Source organism: Parabacteroides sp. 20_3 (assembly GCF_964238835.1).
Classification (GTDB): Bacteria; Bacteroidota; Bacteroidia; order Bacteroidales; family Tannerellaceae; genus Parabacteroides; species Parabacteroides distasonis.
Genome location: NZ_CAXSNO010000007.1, coordinates 321208 through 340148, shown reverse-complemented (window position 1 = coordinate 340148; position 18941 = coordinate 321208). Strand labels below are relative to the sequence as shown.

The 18941-nt window shown below is 42.1% G+C and carries 19 protein-coding genes, 1 tRNA gene and 1 pseudogene; 14 read left to right on the top strand and 7 right to left on the bottom strand.

The features are described from left to right. Nucleotides 1-765: 765 nt before the first annotated feature. Nucleotides 766-876: pseudogene (locus ACESPU_RS16125) on the bottom strand (integrase); the annotation flags it as partial. A 119-nt stretch (nt 877-995) separates the two neighbouring features. On the opposite strand from ACESPU_RS16125, the gene ACESPU_RS16120 reads away from it, so the two are divergent. Genes ACESPU_RS16120 through thiL form a run of 6 tightly spaced genes read left to right on the top strand, consistent with a single transcriptional unit; the run spans nt 996 to nt 10271 of the window. After that, nucleotides 996-3932, top strand: coding sequence for a xanthan lyase (locus ACESPU_RS16120; protein WP_158532323.1), 2937 nt, complete (start codon nt 996-998; stop codon nt 3930-3932). Next, complete coding sequence (locus tag ACESPU_RS16115; RefSeq protein ID WP_158532324.1) at nt 3929-5389, top strand: glycosyltransferase family A protein; 1461 nt, start codon at nt 3929-3931, stop codon at nt 5387-5389. The genes ACESPU_RS16120 and ACESPU_RS16115 overlap by 4 nt, the downstream gene beginning before the upstream one ends. After that, on the top strand, nt 5386-6336 hold the full coding sequence (locus ACESPU_RS16110; protein ID WP_158532325.1) for a DUF4922 domain-containing protein: 951 nt from the start codon (nt 5386-5388) through the stop codon (nt 6334-6336). Before ACESPU_RS16115 ends, ACESPU_RS16110 begins: the two co-directional genes overlap by 4 nt. A gap of 30 nt (nt 6337-6366) precedes the next feature. Next, nucleotides 6367-8115 carry a signal peptide peptidase SppA gene (gene sppA, locus ACESPU_RS16105; protein WP_122383115.1) on the top strand — a complete coding sequence of 583 codons (1749 nt, stop codon included), beginning with the start codon at nt 6367-6369 and terminating at the stop codon, nt 8113-8115. 10 nt (nt 8116-8125) lie between these two features. Then, the gene (gene lpxK, locus ACESPU_RS16100) at nt 8126-9235 is read left to right on the top strand and encodes a tetraacyldisaccharide 4'-kinase (RefSeq protein ID WP_048928196.1); all 1110 of its coding nucleotides are present in this window, start codon (nt 8126-8128) and stop codon (nt 9233-9235) included. Between the two features lie 7 nt (nt 9236-9242). Continuing rightward, nucleotides 9243-10271: a thiamine-phosphate kinase gene (gene thiL, locus ACESPU_RS16095; RefSeq protein ID WP_005858417.1), complete on the top strand. Its 1029-nt coding sequence runs from the start codon at nt 9243-9245 to the stop codon at nt 10269-10271. Between the two features lie 76 nt (nt 10272-10347). Here thiL and ACESPU_RS16090 read toward each other — a convergent pair whose 3' ends face one another. Then, nucleotides 10348-11466, bottom strand: coding sequence for a DUF4852 domain-containing protein (locus ACESPU_RS16090; protein WP_158532326.1), 1119 nt, complete (start codon nt 11464-11466; stop codon nt 10348-10350). 215 nt (nt 11467-11681) lie between these two features. Between ACESPU_RS16090 and ACESPU_RS16085 the strand changes: the two genes are divergently transcribed. Beyond that, nucleotides 11682-11754 (top strand) — tRNA-Phe (locus tag ACESPU_RS16085). A 236-nt stretch (nt 11755-11990) separates the two neighbouring features. Beyond that, nucleotides 11991-13217 carry a site-specific integrase gene (locus ACESPU_RS16080; protein WP_158532327.1) on the top strand — a complete coding sequence of 409 codons (1227 nt, stop codon included), beginning with the start codon at nt 11991-11993 and terminating at the stop codon, nt 13215-13217. 65 nt (nt 13218-13282) lie between these two features. Here ACESPU_RS16080 and ACESPU_RS16075 read toward each other — a convergent pair whose 3' ends face one another. From ACESPU_RS16075 to ACESPU_RS16055, 5 genes are all read right to left on the bottom strand, one after another. Then, nucleotides 13283-13585: a helix-turn-helix domain-containing protein gene (locus ACESPU_RS16075; RefSeq protein WP_158532328.1), complete on the bottom strand. Its 303-nt coding sequence runs from the start codon at nt 13583-13585 to the stop codon at nt 13283-13285. A gap of 6 nt (nt 13586-13591) precedes the next feature. Continuing rightward, complete coding sequence (locus ACESPU_RS16070) at nt 13592-13888, bottom strand: helix-turn-helix domain-containing protein (protein WP_158532329.1); 297 nt, start codon at nt 13886-13888, stop codon at nt 13592-13594. Between the two features lie 235 nt (nt 13889-14123). Then, entirely contained in the window at nt 14124-14417 is a 294-nt protein-coding gene (locus tag ACESPU_RS16065) for a helix-turn-helix domain-containing protein (protein ID WP_158532330.1), read from the bottom strand. A 77-nt stretch (nt 14418-14494) separates the two neighbouring features. After that, nucleotides 14495-14788: a DUF3876 domain-containing protein gene (locus tag ACESPU_RS16060; RefSeq protein WP_158532331.1), complete on the bottom strand. Its 294-nt coding sequence runs from the start codon at nt 14786-14788 to the stop codon at nt 14495-14497. Next, complete coding sequence (locus tag ACESPU_RS16055; RefSeq protein ID WP_158532332.1) at nt 14775-15089, bottom strand: helix-turn-helix domain-containing protein; 315 nt, start codon at nt 15087-15089, stop codon at nt 14775-14777. Before ACESPU_RS16055 ends, ACESPU_RS16060 begins: the two co-directional genes overlap by 14 nt. 219 nt (nt 15090-15308) lie before the next feature. On the opposite strand from ACESPU_RS16055, the gene ACESPU_RS16050 reads away from it, so the two are divergent. The 6 genes from ACESPU_RS16050 (at nt 15309) to ACESPU_RS16025 (ending at nt 18680) form a co-directional block, all read left to right on the top strand. Continuing rightward, nucleotides 15309-15854, top strand: coding sequence for a TetR/AcrR family transcriptional regulator (locus ACESPU_RS16050; protein WP_158532333.1), 546 nt, complete (start codon nt 15309-15311; stop codon nt 15852-15854). Nucleotides 15855-15906: 52 nt separating this feature from the next. Then, nucleotides 15907-16425 carry a DinB family protein gene (locus tag ACESPU_RS16045; RefSeq protein WP_158532334.1) on the top strand — a complete coding sequence of 173 codons (519 nt, stop codon included), beginning with the start codon at nt 15907-15909 and terminating at the stop codon, nt 16423-16425. A 114-nt stretch (nt 16426-16539) separates the two neighbouring features. Then, the gene (locus ACESPU_RS16040; RefSeq protein ID WP_158532335.1) at nt 16540-17109 is read left to right on the top strand and encodes a TetR/AcrR family transcriptional regulator; all 570 of its coding nucleotides are present in this window, start codon (nt 16540-16542) and stop codon (nt 17107-17109) included. After that, nucleotides 17078-17536: a DUF2867 domain-containing protein gene (locus tag ACESPU_RS16035; protein WP_158532336.1), complete on the top strand. Its 459-nt coding sequence runs from the start codon at nt 17078-17080 to the stop codon at nt 17534-17536. Before ACESPU_RS16040 ends, ACESPU_RS16035 begins: the two co-directional genes overlap by 32 nt. 30 nt (nt 17537-17566) lie before the next feature. Beyond that, nucleotides 17567-18202 (top strand): RteC domain-containing protein, encoded by a 636-nt coding sequence (locus ACESPU_RS16030; protein WP_158532337.1) that lies wholly within the window; start codon nt 17567-17569, stop codon nt 18200-18202. A 145-nt stretch (nt 18203-18347) separates the two neighbouring features. Further along, a complete protein-coding gene (locus ACESPU_RS16025; RefSeq protein WP_158532338.1) occupies nt 18348-18680 on the top strand; it encodes a helix-turn-helix domain-containing protein in 333 nt (110 codons plus the stop codon). Nucleotides 18681-18941: the final 261 nt, after the last annotated feature.

The window sequence follows — 18941 nt, the reverse complement described above, 5'->3', positions numbered from 1 at the left end:
CTCTCGAATGCGGGTGCAAAAGTAATGCTATAAAACATACGGTCCAAATTTATCGGGCATTATTTTTCAAGTTTTTTTTCAAGAGGGGGATCGCGTACGTTAAATAATACGTGATGCTCTTTTTTGACTTACGAGTCACTGCGTGTACCTAAAACAGGGCTCTCACGAGTACTTTTACACGTATAAAAACGATAAACAGGGTCCTGGCGACGAGAGGAAATCACACGGGAAAAACGGCTTTCTGCTCATGGAATCACGAGAAAATCGCTCTGTACACGTGCTTTTGGGCCACGTAAATGTGAGTTTAGGCCGATTATATCGCCCCAAAGACTAAAAAAGGGCTAAGAGAACAGTATTACATAAACAACTGTCTATCTACACTTTAAGACATCAAGAAAATCTTCCAAAAAAATCACAGGGCGCATTAGGGCGCATCTTTACGTGTTCGCAAAAACATTTTACAAAAAAAATATATTACTCCATCTATATATAAGTAAGACGCTAATTTTTTTATAATATAAAAGTTTTACAAACCTCGCAAAGATGCGCCCTTTGCGCCCTGAACCATCCCCTACCAACTTATCCGGGATACAAAAAAAGCCTATGGGACACGGCCGTAAAGTCATTGAGATAACACCTCTATCCCATTGACTTTACCACCGTTTCCCATTGAGATACTATCGCAAACCCGACACTTCAAGAAGGGATAATCATTCCCCAGATAGGCGTCTTGACCATGAACACGAATAGTTCGCTCGCAACTGAACTGAACCGCACCATCGTCCCGTTAATCGCTACCCGTCCCATGATAGGGACAAATCCGTTCTTCTCCTTGCTGCCGTTCACATAGATTTGACTTCTCCCAATATCCACAATTTGCCCCTACCTTCTTCATATTCAATTTTAATTGCGCCAATCTGGGCTTTTTATAAGGTTATTACGGAGATTTTCCGTAAATTTGTAGAAATAAGACAGCCAATAATATTTATAAAAATATGCGAGAAAAACTCTCCTATCCTGTTAGGATCATCATATCCTTACTATCCATTTTTCTCTGGAGCTTTCCGGCAGAAGGGCAGGATAGTGAAAGCTTAAAAAAGCAATTGGATCAAAAGCTAAACTCTTTCGCAAGGCAATATGTGTCTTCACGCACCATTAAGATTGACTCCATCCTCATACAGAAGAAGAAAGTCACGCTTTTCGCCAATGAAGCTTTGGAGGACATCCCTTTTCGGGAATATAACGTTTCTGAGCTTTACGCAAGTATAGCTCCCCTATTCCCCAATGCCTCCAAGATCGTCATCTTGACCCGAGGTACAGACATTGAGAGCCTGATTCCCGAATACGACAGAAAAGGACGTCCCAACAAAAAGAGGCTATACTCCATTAAAGAGAGCAAATACCCGCTAACCCGTAGCCTATCCAGCCCTCATGAGATAAAAAACGGATTACAAAACCGTCATATCGCCCTTTGGCAAAGCCATGGTTTATATTACGCCCAGACCGCCCATCGCTGGGAATGGCAACGGGCTCGCATGTTCGGCACCGTGGAGGACTTATTTACGCAGAGTTTTGTTCTTCCTTATCTGACCCCGATGCTTGAAAACGCAGGAGCGACTATTCTTATCCCCCGGGAAAGGGACACTCAAATACACGAAATCATTATAGACAATGATCGCTCTACTCCGGGATCCGAGTATAAGGAATTGGATGGAGAGAAAGCTTGGTCGGATGGGGAGAAAGCCGGATTTGGGCATATTCAAGCTACTTATACGAATGGGGAGAACCCTTTTACGCAAGGTACCTATCGGCAGACGGTCACACAGAGGAAAGGAAAAGAAAGTCTCATCGAGTGGATTCCCGAAATTCCGGAATCGGGGAATTACGCGGTCTATGCCTCCTATCAATCTTTTCCGAACAGCACAGAGCAGGCACTGTATACCATCCATCATGCCGGAGGGGAAACCACAATCGCCGTCAATCAAACAATGGGGGGTGGGACTTGGATCTATCTGGGAAATTTCAAATTCACGGCACATGAACAAGCCCATGAGAGAATCGTGTTAACGAATCAAAGCAATAAATCGGGAAAGATTATCACGGCAGACGCGATCAAGATCGGTGGCGGCATGGGGAACATCGCACGTAGCCCGCTAGAAAGTCCCTATCCGATAGAAGCAGAGACAAGCGGGTATCCACGGTTTACCGAGGCGGCCCGATATTGGCTACAATGGGCGGGAATACCGGATAGTATCTATTCGAAAAGCGCTTTCCGCAATGATTATCAAGACGACATTTACGCACGTCCCCGATGGGTTAATTATTTAAAAGAACAGACCCATATCCCTATCGACATGGCCTTCGCATTCCATTCCGACGCAGGAACCACCCCGGATGACTCAATTATAGGGACACTCGGCATCTATATGTCTAAAAGCAACGACGGAATCTACACCAACCGGAAAAGCCGGGAGATCGCCAGAGACCTAACCGACATGATCCAAACACAGATCCTGTCCGATGTCCGCAAGGTTTACAATCCTCAATGGAGCCGCCGGGGCATGTGGAATCAATCTTATATAGAGGCACGTATTCCCGATGTCCCAACGATGCTATTAGAATTACTATCCCATCAAAACTTCGCCGATATGCGTTACGGGTTAGACCCACGCTTCCGTTTCCTTATCTGTAGGGCGATCTATAAAGGGATGCTCCGTTATATCTGTTTCCAGAATAAACAGGAGCCTATCGTACAACCGCTCCCACCCGATCGTCTGTATACGGAGCTCGTAGAAACGAATAAAGTGAAAATCGGCTGGAAAGCCGTACAGGATACTCTTGAGGAGAGTGCCTCACCAACCGCCTATATCCTTTATAGTCGAAAAGACAGCGGTGGATTCGATAACGGGACGCTCGTAAAAGGAGAAGAAATCATTCTTCCAATTGAGGCGGGTATTATCCATAGTTATAAGGTAGCTGCCGTAAATAAGGGAGGCATCAGTTTCCCTTCCGAGATCGTAAGTGTTTACCGGTCTCCTAAAGGTGAAAAGGATAAGACGGTATTGATCGTCAATGGATTCGACAGGATCAGCGGTCCAGCCAGTTTCGAGAGTACGGCGGATAGTTTAGCCGGCTTTCTTTATGCCGTCGACCGGGGAGTGCCTTATCTGAATGATATCGCATTTATCGGGGATCAATTCGAATTCCGCCGTTCCGCCACATGGAACAGCAATGATAATAACGGGCATGGGGATAGTTACAACAATTACGCAGGCCAAGTCATAGCGGGCAATACCTTCGATTATCCTTTCATACATGGGCAGGCCATGGCCGAAACCGGTTATTCCTTTGTTTCATGTAGCCATAAATCTTTGGCCGAGGGAGTCGTAAAGCCGGATACGTATCCGATTATTGACTTGATTTTAGGAAAACAGCGCCAACCGGTTATCACTCCCGTTTTACAGGATACGCTTCGCAGCTACCTTGCCCAAGGCGGCAACTTGCTTGTAAGCGGGACGAATCTTTTCTCCGACAGCTGGGGCAACGCGCAAGACCGTACGTTCGTCGAGGAGGTACTAAAAGGGAAGTTGGCTAGCCGTAATGCCAGCAAGGAGGGAATCGTAAACAGTTGCGCATCCCCTTACGGATATATAAACGGCAGATACACGTTCCGGACACGTCCGAACCCTATTTGCTACTCGATCGAGTCGGTAGACGGTGTACTTCCGGCGGATAAGCTCGCCCATACCATCTTGAGATATCCGGAGAACAATATCGGGGCGGGAATCGTTTATGAAGGGAAATATCGGACTTGTTTGCTCGGTTTCCCGTTTGAGGCGCTTCAAACACCGTCGGAACGAAATCGACTCATGGAGTCCATCTTACGCTTTTTCTCCATTCAACAACAAAATAAAATACAGTATATACAATGAAACGAATCAATTGCTTTATCCCTTATGGAAAAATAGAGGCTACACGACAAACGGTAGCGCAATTGGCCGAGTCGTCCTTAGTGAGTCAGATCTATCTAATCACGGACGATCCCCACGCCAAGGCTATTTATCCCTGCAATTTAATCCGCACGGAGAATATATGGAGCACGAAGACCCTCCGGGAAATAGCCGGCTATGCCAGTGCCCATTATACGTTAATTTATACGAAGACTGAAGAGCTTCTATTAGGCATGTATGCCCTAGAGCGTTTTGTCGCCATCGCCGACGATACGAGATCCGGTATGGTTTACTCCGATTATTACGAGAAGAAGGAGGGCAAACTCACCCCCCATCCGGTGATCGATTACCAGAAAGGAAGTCTTAGGGATGATTTCAATTTCGGCTCCCTCCTACTTTATCGTTCTTCCACGCTACAAAACGCCATAGCCTCCATGGATACGGAATATACATTCGCCGGACTCTACGACTTGCGCTTAAAAGTCTCCCAAAACGCTCCGCTGACGCATATCAACGAATATCTATATACAGAAGTAGAGAATGATTTACGGAAATCCGGAGAGAAGATGTTCGACTATGTAGATCCCAAGAACCGCTCCGTACAGATCGAGATGGAAGCCGCCTGTACAGATCACTTAAAGATGATAGGCGGCTACTTGCCCCCTCATTTCAAGCCAGTCCGTTTTGACGAGCAGACATTTCAAACGGAAGCCTCCGTTATTATCCCTGTACGTAACCGTGTACGGACGATCGAGGACGCTATCCGTTCCGTACTGCGACAAGAGGCGTCCTTCCCTTTCAACCTAATCATTATCGATAATCATTCTACGGATGGCACCTCCGAGCGAATCCAAACGATCGCCGCCACGGACCCTCGTATTATCCATATCCAGCCGGAGCGTGACGACCTCGGCATCGGGGGTTGCTGGAATATAGGAATACACCATTCGGCTTGCGGCAAGTTCGCCATCCAATTGGATAGCGATGATGTATACAGTGACGAGCATACCCTGCGTAAGATCGTGGAAGCCTTCTACGAGCAGCGATGCGCCATGGTGGTCGGAACCTACCGAATGACCGATTTCGATATGCGAACCATCCCGCCCGGAATTATCGACCATAAAGAATGGACTCCCGAGAACGGCCGCAATAACGCCCTCCGCATCAACGGGCTTGGAGCACCCCGAGCCTTTTATACACCCTTGCTACGGAAACTAAACCTCCCGAACACCAGTTACGGAGAAGATTACGCCCTCGGCCTGCGCATCAGCCGTGAATACCCGATCGGGCGGATCTACGACGTGCTGTACCTTTGCCGCCGTTGGGAAGATAACTCCGACGCCTCATTGGATGTCGTGAAAATGAACAACCATAATATATATAAGGATAAAATCAGGACTTGGGAACTCGAGGCCCGCTTAAACATGGAAAGACAATGAAACCAAACAACTGGGTCAGCTCATCGCAAGCGACCGAATTATTAGCCAAGCAACTCGTGACATGCCCATTGGCCGAGAAGAACTATAAGGCGCTGGAGGCCGTGCAAGTAAAATCCTTCGATATGGGAGGGTTCTCGATACGTGCGCAATTCAATCCCGCCCGTATTGTTTCCACCGGGGCCAAGGTAGATGCCCGATCCCTAAAAGAACGCAAGTGCTTCCTATGTCCCGAGAACCTGCCGGTGGAACAGGAGCGACTGCCTTTCGGCTTTCGCCATCTGGTATTGTGCAACCCCTACCCGATCTTCCCCCAACATTTCACGATCCCTACCCGGAAACATACTCCGCAACTGATATTGCCGCAATGGAATGACTTCTTGGAACTGACAAGGAGACTCGCTCCCTTCACCGTCTTCTACAATGGACCCCGTAGCGGAGCCTCGGCACCGGATCATGCCCACTTCCAAGCGGTGACACGAGGCATCATGCCGCTGGATGAAGAGGTAACCCAATTTATACGACAATCGTATGCGAGTGTATACGACAACCGTATATACCCACTCACCGGCAACCTCCGCCCCGGCCTCGTCATCCAAGCCGCCACCGAAGAAGCCGCCACCCGGCTCTTCAAAAAGATCTACGCCGCTTTGCCGATACTTCCCGGTGAGCCCGAGCCGATGATGAATATCTTCGGCTCCTATTACGATAATAATTGGGTAATCACGGTTATCCCTCGTAAACGCCACCGCCCGTGGCAATACGAGGCCGAGGGCGACGACCATCTCCTGTCCAGCCCGGGAGCTGCCGATATCGGAGGTCTTTTCATCACCCCTTTAGAAAAGGATTTCAAAAAGATCAACCCGGAGCTTCTGCGAGATGTTTACCAACAAGTATGCCTCAGCGACCGGGACGTAGAGGAAATTTTCGTACATTTGTCATCTAATTAGTTTTCAATAGATATGAAACAATTCTTTAAAATGATGTTTGCCTCAACGCTAGGCGTTATGTTGGCAATGGGAATAATCCTGACGGTATTGATATCCATGACTATAGGATATATCGCCACCGTAGGTAGCACACCTGATTACACCCCCAAAAGCAATACGGTATTCAAGATCAAGCTAGACGGGACGCTAGCGGATAACCCGGCGGAGAATCCATTCTCCGCCTTGATGGGCGACAAGGAAAACATGCTGTCACTGAAGGACCTGCTCGAGACGATCCGGATAGCGAAACAGAATGACAAGATCGCAGGGATTTATATCGAATCGGGGCTTCTCTCCTCGGGTAGCGCTAGTTTGGAAGCAATCCGCCGATCGTTAATAGATTTCAAGGAAAGCGGCAAGTTCGTGGTAGCTTACGCCGATAATTTCACGCAAGGGAATTACTTCCTTTGTTCCGTAGCCGATAAGGTATTCTTGAATCCGCAAGGCATCCTTGAATTGACGGGACTCGCCTCGCAAACCCTATTCTACAAAGGACTGATGGATAAGGTAGGTATCGAGATGCAGATTTTTAAGGTAGGTACCTACAAAGGTGCCGTGGAGCCTTTTATGCTGGATAAGCTGAGCGAGGCGAACCGGGAGCAAATCCAATCGTATATCTCCACCATCTGGGATAATATAACCGAAGGCATCGCCGAATCACGCGGCATCAGCGTGAACGATATCAACCATTACGCCAATGAGGGGCTTTTCTTCGCGGACCCTGTGAAAACGGTAGAATGTGGCTTTATAGACGAATTGAAGTATAAGCCGGAGGTAGAAGCATATGTCAAAGAGTTAGCCGGACAAAATGGAGAGAAACTGAGATCGGCCAACTTAGCTCAAATGAAAACCCTCAAGGCCTCACCCACCAAAAACGCCCCGGAGATAGCCGTACTTTACGCCGAAGGCGAGATTAAGGCGCAAACACCCGGCAACTTTTACGATATCGAACAAAGTATCACGGAGAAAATGGCCGATGAGCTTATCAAGCTAAAAAACAATGATGACGTGAAAGCCGTGGTATTCCGTGTGAATTCCCCGGGAGGTAGCGCTTATATATCCGAGCAGATATGGCGTCAAGTTGTCGAGTTGAAAAAGGTGAAACCTGTGGTCGTTTCCATGGGCAACGTAGCTGCCTCGGGAGGCTACTATATCTCATGCGCCGCTAATAAGATCATCGCCGAACCGAATACGTTGACCGGCTCCATCGGTATCTTCGGCATGTTCCCGAACGCCTCCGGATTATTCGGGAAACTAGCGTTGACCACGGACATCGTAAAGACGAACACATTCTCGGACTTAGGAGACCTCTCCCGTCCCATGACCGAGAGTGAGAAAGCACTGATACAAGGATACGTGGAAAGAGGCTACCAAACGTTCCTTTCCCGCTGCGCCGAAGGTAGAGGTATGACTACCGAAGCGGTCAACGCTATCGGACAAGGACGGGTCTGGACGGGTGAGCAAGCGAAAGAAAGAGGTTTGGTCGATGAGCTGGGCGGTATTGAATTAGCTATAAGCACAGCGGCGGGGTTGGCTGATCTGGATCAGTATAGCGTAACTACCGTCAGCGGTTCCAAGAATTTCTTGGACGAGTTCTTGGAAAGCCAGCTCGGAGAGGTGAAACTCTCTATCGTCAAAAATGTATTGGGTAATGAGTTCGAGTACTTCAAGACGTTGAATAATATCAAGACGAATTGCGGAATCCAAGCTCGTATGCCTTACGATATGAAACCGTTATAATAACTGGACCATGCTGACAGATCATACGATTAAGTTCAATAAACTCCTCACTCCATTCTCTTTCCTTTATGGAATCGGGGTGAGATTCAGGAATCAGCTGTTCGACTGGAAAATCCTTCGGACAGAGCGGTATGATCTGCCTATTATTTGCGTGGGGAACCTGACTGTCGGGGGGACCGGAAAAACCCCTCATACGGAATACATCATCCGTTTGATAAAAGACCGATACCGGGTAGCTGTACTCAGCCGTGGCTATAAACGGAAAACCTCCGGTTTCTTGTTGGCCGATCAGCGAAGTACCAGCAAGGATATCGGTGACGAGCCGTACCAAATGAAACGTAAGTTTCCGGATATTCTCGTTGCCGTAGACGCTGATCGCCGCAGGGGTATCCGCAATCTATTGGCTCTGCCAGAGAATAAGCGCCCGGAAGTGATCGTGCTGGACGATGCCTTTCAACATCGATACGTCGCCCCCACGCTGAACATCCTTTTAACCGATTGCCACCGTCTTTATACGCAAGATAAGCTCTTGCCCGCAGGCCGTTTAAGGGAACCTATGGATGGCGCTCGACGTGCGGACGTGATCATTGTCACGAAATGTGAGTCATGTATACAACCTATAGACTTCCGGATCATAGAGGAGGATATACATCTCTCAGCTTATCAAGAGCTCTATTTCAGCCGTATTCTTTACGGGGAGCTGGAACCCGTCTTTTCCGGTAAAGCCCCCAGACGCACATTAAAAGGGCTGGCCTCTACTACAGAGGTTTTATTGGTATCCGGTATCGCATCCCCGGCACCTCTCGAAAAAGAGATCCATAAATATACGGAGCATGTCACCTCATTGATCTTTCCGGATCATCACGCCTTCGATCGGCATGACATCCAGAAAATACAAACGGCCTTCAAGCGGTTGACTTCTACAAGTAAATTGATAATCATCACGGAGAAAGATGCCGCCCGACTCCGTGACCTTCCTTCGCTTCCCATGGAATGGTTTTCTCATTTATATTGTTTGCCTATTACGGTGGGTTTCTGTATGGACCGGGAAAAACAATTTCAAGAATTAATAGTTAAACATATTGATACAAGAATAAAGAATCATCCTATATTACGTTAACAATCTTATGAGCAATAGAACAGAAATATCGACTTTGGGAGAGTTCGGGTTAATCCGTCATCTCACCGATAAAATAGAACTTAAAAATCCGAGTACGTTGAAAGGTGTTGGTGACGACGCAGCCGTACTAGATTACACAGACAAGCAAGTATTGGTTACGACAGACCTTTTGCTGGAAGGTATTCATTTCGATTTGATGTATGTGCCGTTGAAACATCTCGGCTATAAATCCGCAGTCGTAAACTTCTCCGATATTTACGCCATGAACGGCCGCCCGAAACAGATTACGGTATCATTGGGTATTTCCAAACGTTTCTGTGTAGAAGATCTCGAAGAATTCTACGAGGGCATTAAACTCGCTTGTGATATCTATGACGTAGATCTCGTTGGTGGCGACACTTCCGCCTCACGCACAGGGTTAGCGATCAGCATCACTTGCCTAGGCGAGGGAGAGAAAGGTAAAGTTGTCTATCGAAACGGAGCCAAGGAGACCGATCTTATTTGCGTGTCCGGCGATTTAGGGGCCGCCTACATGGGTCTCCAATTACTGGAACGGGAGAAAAGCATATTTAATGGGGAGAAAGATTTCACGCCCGATTTCTCTGGTAAAGAATATTTGTTGGAACGCCAATTAAAACCGGAAGCCCGCAAAGACATTGTCGAGGTTCTTGACCAAGCTGGAATCGTTCCGACCTCCATGATGGATATCTCCGACGGCCTCTCTTCGGAGTTGCTTCATATATCTAAAGAAAGTAATGTAGGTTGCCGAGTTTACGAAGATCGTATTCCTATCGATTACCAAACCGCAGCCATGGCAGAGCAGTTTAACATGAATCTGATAACCGCGGCATTGAATGGAGGTGAGGATTATGAACTCTTATTCACTGTTCCTTTAGCAGATCATGATAAGGTGTCGGAAATGAAAGGTATTAAGGTGATCGGTCATATAACAAAGCCGGAGTTAGGCAATTATCTTGTCGGTCGTGACGGAGGTGAAGTCGAGCTTAAGGCGCAAGGTTGGAACTCACTAAACTAAAAAGAAATATCCGCTCTGAATTCACGAATGCAAAGCGGTCCGTCTCATTTTTATTGGGGGACGGACCGTTTTCCTATTATTTCACTTCAATGGATCCTAAATAATTATAGAAGAGTTCAAAATCACTTATCTTCAAGAAAGGTAAGTGATAAACATCCATCTTTATAATTTGCGCCTCTATAGCCATTTTCCCATACAAATCAGCCAAAGACATACTCTTTATATCACCGTTATGATAGACCTTATTCTTTTTCTCGGGAAGCTGTACCTTCTTATCCAAGAAACGGATATAAGTATAAGAAGTAGCCAGCGGCTTATTATAAGTAGGCACTTTTCCGACTTTCCTCATATCATAAAACCCTTTCGCACGAGCCGTCTCACAAGGGACATTCATGAACTCTGGTATATTCACAAATCGAAAGGCACAATCATCCCATTTACAAAAGCCAATCTTAGCCAACGCATCCGGCTGGTCTGTCTTAATTTGTGGGCACCACAACCCTTTTAATGGAAAGATCTGCTTATCCATATCATATTGTAACATCTCCGACTGACTCTCAATACGAAACACCTTACTAAAATCAACGTCCCCTAACGCCTTTTCCAATTTAGCGGCATATTCTTTCTTAAGATCCGCCATAGTAAATGGATCCGCTTGATTTTTCTCTACCAGATTCTTGTCACAATGAGCCATATACCTTACTATCACATCGTCATCAACTGTCACATTATTTAATTTAAGCGCATAAACAAATAAGAGATCAGACGTTAAATCGACCACACCCTCAATTTCGCTTTTAAAATATTCCGAAACAATATTCCCTTGACTAAGCGCATCATTAATATTTATACAAAGACGCCGTCCATCCAGCTCTACCACGACAAGAGGATGCGTTTCTACCTCAGAATAAACGCCCATACTCTCAAAGAGTTTCTTATCGTAATCCGGAATATCAACGATCACCGCCTCTTGACTAGCCAGATTCTCTTTCGGCATCGTAGAAATCTTCCCATCCTTTGTAAACGTCCTAACAAACAAATATCCGGAAACCTTAGGGACACCAAACATAATCTTATCCCCTTTTTTATACACTTTCCCATCACAGGCAGACACCGCATCACGAGTTCCTATCCCAGCAGCAGCAAATGCCAAACATACCCAACTTAAAACAATACTCCAAATTACTTTCTTCATATCTATAGCTTATTAATCATTCTCTACCCGCTTCCAAAAATAAGTAAAAATCCATATTTATCTACACGCTCCCCCTATTTACCCTGCTTATAGCAGCTAATTTCACCTCTACCCTCAAATATTTTCAAAAAATCCACCGCCACCTATTGCATATATCAAAAAAGTCCGTATCTTTGCACCCGTAATCGAAACAACGATATACAAAACGACATGATGGTGCCATAGCTCAGTTGGTAGAGCAAAGGACTGAAAATCCTTGTGTCCCCGGTTCGATTCCTGGTGGCACCACTTTTAAAAGACTTCAAATTTGGTAAATCCCTGAAAATTAAACATTTCAGGGATTTTCTTTTTCTCTCAATCCGCATATTTTTGGCAAAATAACGCACTTCCCTAGTGCTAAATCGTGGACAATTTTAGTCTCGAAAAAAATGTCCACGAATTGTACCGTAAGTTCTTGATTGTCTTATCGTTTAGTTCTTGCTATTCTGCACGATTCAGTAACTTTAAACATTAATTTTTAGAGTATGAAACGACAGACTTTCAACGTACTGTTCTTCATCCGCAAAACAAGAACAGTAAAATCAGGTGAAACACCTATCATGTTGCGGATAACTATTCAAGGTCAATTGGCTGAAATGCAGCTAAAACGAACCATTAAGCCTAAACTCTGGTCGCAAGCTAAAGAACAGTGTACTGGTAAAGATTCTAAATCTGTAGAAGTAAACCGCTATTTGGAATCGGTAAAATTACGCTTGTATGAGATTCATCGAACTTTAGAAGATGAAAACAAACTAATTAATCCGATGGAGATTAAAAGGCGTTTTCTCGGACTGGATGAAAAGCATAAGATGTTCTTTGAAGTATTCCAAGAACACAACGACAAATGTCGGGAACTGATCGGCAAGGATTATGCAAAGGTCACTATCTCCCGTTTTGATACATGCTTGAAGTATTTTAAAGAAATGCTTCTAAAACAATACCATCTAAAGGATATTCCGATGAAAGAAATAAATAATGCCATCATTCAAAATTATATTCATTTCTTGAAATCAAAAAAGAATCTACAAGAGAATACCGTTATCCGCTACATGAAAGTAGTCAAGAAGATTACTAACATGGCTCTTGCAAATGATTGGATTGATAAAAATCCGTTTATGAATATCCATTTTCATGAGCAGGAGGTACACAAGGAGTTTCTAACCAAAGAAGAATTAGAAATTTTACGGACTAAAGTTTTCAATGTACCACGCTTGGAATTGGTACGTGATATTTTCTTATTTCAGTGTTGGACTGGCTTAGCGTTCATAGATGTATCGGAATTGAAACCCGAACATTTGGTAACAGATAATGAAGGTAACATCTGGATAAGAAAGGCTCGCCAAAAGACAAAAATCATGTGTAACATTCCACTCTTGGATATTCCGTTAGCGATATTGGATAAGTACAAAGGCTATCCGCTTTGCGAAAAGAAAGGTACATTATTGCCCGTTCCATGCAACCAAAAGGCAAACAGTTATTTAAAGGAAATAGCTGATTTCTGCGGAATTAAGAAAAACCTGACCACGCATACTGGGCGTCATACTTTTTCGACTGTCGTTACGCTAGCTAACAATGTATCATTGGAAAATGTATCTAAGATGCTCGGTCATACCAACACGAAAATGACACAACGGTACGCAAAAGTATTAGATCAGAGTATTCTCCGAGATATGCAGAACGTACGGGAGAACTTCTCTCCTAAAACCACCTAAAGATGAAAACGGCTACCCAATCCATTCGGACGGTAGCCGTTTATCTATCTTTATTATATTAAAAGCTAAAGAGAATAATCTTCTATATTATAGGCAGAACGAAACCTATCTTCCAAAACCTTCCTAATATCCGATTCACGAAACAGCACTTTGCCCGGAAGTTGGATAAAAGGGAAAATGCCATCATCCCGATAATACTGCAAAGTTCTACGGCTGATTTTGAGAATGGAACAAAGTTCTTCACTTGTCAGATACCGTTCACCTTCAAATATCGGTTTGTTATTCTTCAACACATATTCTATATATGGTAAAACCCTATCTAACGATTGCAATAATTCTTGGCTATCCTCATTCGTGTACAAATCCATAAGCAATTATTCTTTAATGGTTACTTTTATTCTACCTGAATCCAATAATTTTTGTACTTCGGCAACCTTATAATATACTTTCTTGCCAACTGTCGAAAAAGAAAGTTTGCCACTCTCCCGTAGAGACTGTAATGTTCTCAAAGAAATATTTAGCGAAGCTGCCAATGTCTTGCCTTCTATCCATTCTTTCTCAATACACATATCAGAGGGAGATAAAGAAGTATTATCTGCCAATGATATAATCTGTTCCAGCTTCTTTCTAAAAGAATCAAAGGAATCTTTTTCTATTGCTACTATATCCATATATAAATCAGCATTTATATGTTTTATAAGTTTTTCAGAACTCAATATGAAACATTGACAAAGGTAAGTTCCGCATTTAGCCTGTTCAAGTCCAAGCCTTCGGTTTAGAAGAAAATCTTCCTCTCACTATGTTCGAGCGTATTTTCATCTAAAGACTTGCACAGACTAAATTCTTCACTGGAAAAGTCAATGATTCAAATTAAATTCCGAAAAACAATGTTTTGAGGGTAGCAGGTTATTCTTTCCCACTGTCAAAGTAGTGCTTTTGAAGCAACTTATCAATATCACTTTGTCGATAAATGATTTTGCCTTTTATCTGGATGAAGGAGATTAATCCCGTATCTCGCCATTCTTGCAAGGTTCGCAAACTGACATTCAGTTTCTTGGAAACTTCATGGTTAGAAAGAAAACGTTCTCCGTTCAGGTGGGGCTTGTAGTGCTTTACTATAATTTCAATGCCTTTCAGCATTGAATCGAGCGAAGAAATAAATTCTTTGACTTGTGGTGTATCTTTATTTATTAGTTCCATGATTGAAAGATTGTTTTATTGAAATATTGATTTCAAGATTGCTAGATGGCTAATCAGTTGTATGATTAGCTGCTAAATTAATTACGCAGATAGTCACCCAGTGATGAAATGCTAAGTACATCTTTTGCCGGATCATAATCTAAATAGAGCCGTTTGGATGCAGTGGCAATAAAATACTGGCTATCATCTTTTTGTATTTCATACGTAGCAGGAGAAGCCTGTTTGGTGGTTTCCGATACATATATTATAGAAAGGAGATATTCTTTATCGTTCCGGTAAATGATAACCGTTGGATTCAGATTTATGCTTTCCCATGTGCCGACAATAGAAAACAAATTGAAGGTCGGATAATCTTCTTTAGTTCTTTTCATAAGGCGTAATTTGGTTGGGTGATTGTTTCTGTGTTTCACTGTCTGCTATAATTCTTTCAATATCAATAGATTTATAATAAATCTTACTGCCTATTTGAGAATAAGCCAATCGTCCGCTACTCCGGTAATATTGTAACGTTCGTTTGCTAAAGCCTAACAACAGGCACACTTCCTGACCATCCAGCCAGTTTTCTACTTTTTGGGTATGAGTGCTGCACAAACTTTCTATTCGCTTGGAAAACTCCGTGAACCGTTCGCAGATATACGAAAAGGTTCTCTTTTCAATGGTTACTACTTCCATACTTTTTCAAATTTGAATGGTTTATAAAACGAGTTGATTATATTTTCATCGGCAAATGAAAGAAGAATCAAGAGCCATTTTCAAAACTGTCTGAAAGTGGTATGAAGTGGTTATAACTGACCGAATGAATGAAGATAGAAATTATACACTGTGAACATACAAAATGTTAAAATCGTCCATTTTATACTTACTACTAAGTAAATTGCATATATTTGCGTCATGAATGATACTAGAAATGAAATAATAAGATTAGGGAGTGAGTTGATTCGCTCTATTGGCTACAATTCTTTTAGTTATGCAGACATATCTAAAGCGTTGAATATAAAGAATGCAGCTATTCATTATTATTTCCCTTCAAAGTCAGATTTGGGAGTAGAGATAATAAGAAGAAATCTGAATGCTTTCAACGAGCTAACTAAAACATGGGAAAGTTTGGATTATAAATTACAGTTTTCCAATTACATTCATATGCACGATAGTTTTATCAAGAACCATTGGGTTTGTATAGTTGGTTCACTTTCGCCATCTTATGACACTTTACCTGAAAACATGCAGAAAGAATTGCAGGGATTGGTAAACACGATTCTAAAATGGCTTACAGCTTTATTAGATAATGGTTTAAAAAACAATGCTTTTTCATTTTCGGAAACACCAAGAACAAAGGCTTTTATGGTTCATTCTGCATTACTATCTTCTTTGCAAATGAATAAAGTATTAAAAAATGATGTATATATGTCAATACAAGAAGGATTACTAAATATCTAATATTTTTTTGCCCCAACAACTTACTTACTAATAAGTATATAAAATTATAAAAATGAAAAGAATTGATTTTTTAAGAGAACAGATTATCGAATCGAGGAACTTTGTTAATCGTTTGGTTTCCGAAATACCACAAGATTTGTGGTACACAATTCCTCAAAACACTGATTCAAATTTTGCTTGGCAAGTTGGGCATTTAATGATTAGTCAAAACTTCCATGCTATCACATGTATCACAGGAAGAAATACTAAAGTCGCAGAATTGTTACCCATTGTTGATTATGTGAAAATCTTCAATGGCATGGGAAATCTACACAGGTCAGTAGAAAAAAACTTGATCCCAGCATATGAGCTAAAAGAACAGTTTGATGCTATTCACGAAATATGCATAGATAATTTATCACAATTAAATGATGATATATTATTTGAGCAATTAGAACCTATTCCGTTTAAGCATCCGATAGCTAATAATAAATATGAAGCATTATCTTGGTGCTTCAAGCATGAAATGTGGCATAGTGCAGAAATGGAAGAACTAAAGCGTATGCTCGGCTATCCTATCAAATGGCTATAAAGATAGTTGTATCTTAAATATAGAAAATGATAATAAAAGAGACAGGCAAGCTATTGTTTATTCTAATAAAGTGATTACATTTGCATACCATACTATACGGTACGTATTTGAATTATGAAAAAAGTAGATAAAAAGCAGTGGTTCGTGACAGGACTAACAGTTTTGGAAAAAGAAGGATTTGCAAGAATAACGATAGATAATCTATGCGGATTATTACAAATCACCAAAGGTGCATTCTATCATCATTTCAAAAACATAGACGGCTATGTGGATGCGCTGATGAGGTATTGGTTGGAGGTAAACACATTTGAGTTTATTCGTGAAGTGGACAAATTGAACACTCCCAAAGAGCAACAGCAGAAATTAGCTGATATGGCAGCATACGCTTCTATCCGAAACGAAAGTGTAATACGGGCGTGGGGGTACTCCAATCCAATTGTACGAGATTATGTAGTGCAAGCGGACAGTATCAGGTTGGAGTATGCAGCCAAGCTGAATGAAGCAACCGGATTAGAAGCTAAACAAGCAATGGATTTGGCGGTAATACAATATTCCATGCTGATTGGTATGCAGCAAGTTTGCTCGGCTCTATCAGCGGAACAGTTTAAAGAGTTGCAGGATATGGTTATCAATAAATTTAAAGAGCAGCAAGATGAAAAATATACAAACAAACGGCTTGATTGAAAAGTATCTTCCTGCCGATTATGTGGATTCCTATTCAAGGGAAATAGTTTGTAATCAGAAAATAACACCTGAAAAATTTCGCAATCTTGCTTTTAATCAACTTCCTAAATGGATAGATTGGTTAATGAATCTACGAAACACCATTGTAAAACCATTGGGATTGGACACAAAGAGTAGATTTACAGATATGGTATCCGATAAAAACCAGTATGAAGAGATTTTTGGAATGCCCGACAGTCACTTGGATTTTCATGTTTCAATGTGGTGTGGTGAGTATAAAGATGGAAAACAGGAGCTTAGAATCACTACTATTGTGAAATATAACAATTGGCTTGGACGAATGTATTTTTTCTTTATTAGACCATTTCACAAAATTATCATTTACTCTCTATTGAAACGAATAAAGAATAAATATGAACGGCAATAAACGAAACGTATAACACATGTTTGATTACTTATGCCAAAATGGAGCCTTTCAGATCAAAATATATATAGTCTTCTCAACTCTTCTTGCACAGAAGAAAATTTTGATGAAGTCCAACTAGTTATGGCATATAGAGAATTTGTTGAATCTGTGATTACCTTTTTGAATAATGAATCAGATTACAAAACTTTGATTAGAGAACTAAATCTTACCTATATAGAATTTGAGGCACTAAGAAACAGTTTAGAAATCAGAAGAGATTTCTGTTATGAAGCAAGAAGTATAACATGTAATAAGATACTTTCATTTATTAATAAAGAACTGGACTTGCTTCATCATCAAATGGAATTTCCTAAATTCTTTATTAACATTGAAGCTGGATGGAAATCTACCTTACACCTAAATAAAGATATTGCTAAGTACATCGACATAATGGAAATTGTATGTGGACTTTATTATTTAAAATGCATTACAACGGTTGATGGTAAGGAAATACACTTTAGTGATTTAGCAAATGCTTTTGAAAAGCTGTTTAACATAAAATTCAGTGATATTTATAAAAAAGAAGAAGAGGTAATCAAACGTAAACCTGATAAACGAACAGCCTTTTTAGATAAACTTAGAGTCGCAATCATCGAAAAGTGTAAGGAAGAAGGATATTTTCCATAAAATCAAAATACAGACATTCAGAGAATTAAGCATTATTTATCGGGGAATGGGTGATCTATTCCCCGAACTTATTTGCACCCATTTTCAGAACTTTGCTTCATCAATCGATTGAAAATAATAATGTTGAACTTAAAAATGAAGCAAAATGTATATAGACAATGAAAACTTCGAGAAATGGATGGAGAAACTTTCCAAGAAACTCACAGAGATCGGACAAGACCTGAAATCTCTTATCAATACCGACACCGTATTCGATGAAAATGAGAAGCTATTGGATAATCAAGACTTAGCCTTTCTGCTAAAAGCATCTTTCAGAACCCTGCAACGCTATCGGGCTAAAGGTGTACTTCCTTACTTTAACATTGGACGGAAAACGTACTATAGAGCCAGCGACATTCGGGCTTTTGTTCGTGGGTATGCCGATTCTCAAACCTACAAACAGTTTGAAAAAGCCAATCAGTTAGCGAAACAGCCCTGATAGCAAAATGCAGCAGAGGGAAAAAGCCTGTGTTCGGGCTATTCATTTATGGTACCACCCCGATTTAGCAGAAACTGCTTTACCTATCGGTTCAGCCCGTTTCGCTAAATTGAGCAAGAGGGAACTGGACAAGTCCTGTTCTTCCCTCTTGCCCTGCGGGGCAAAGCCTTCGACTTTAGCGTGTTACAAGAACACGCTGTAATGACACCTGTAATAAGCATTTTCTTTGCAATGCTTATTATCAGGTATTTATCTATTCAT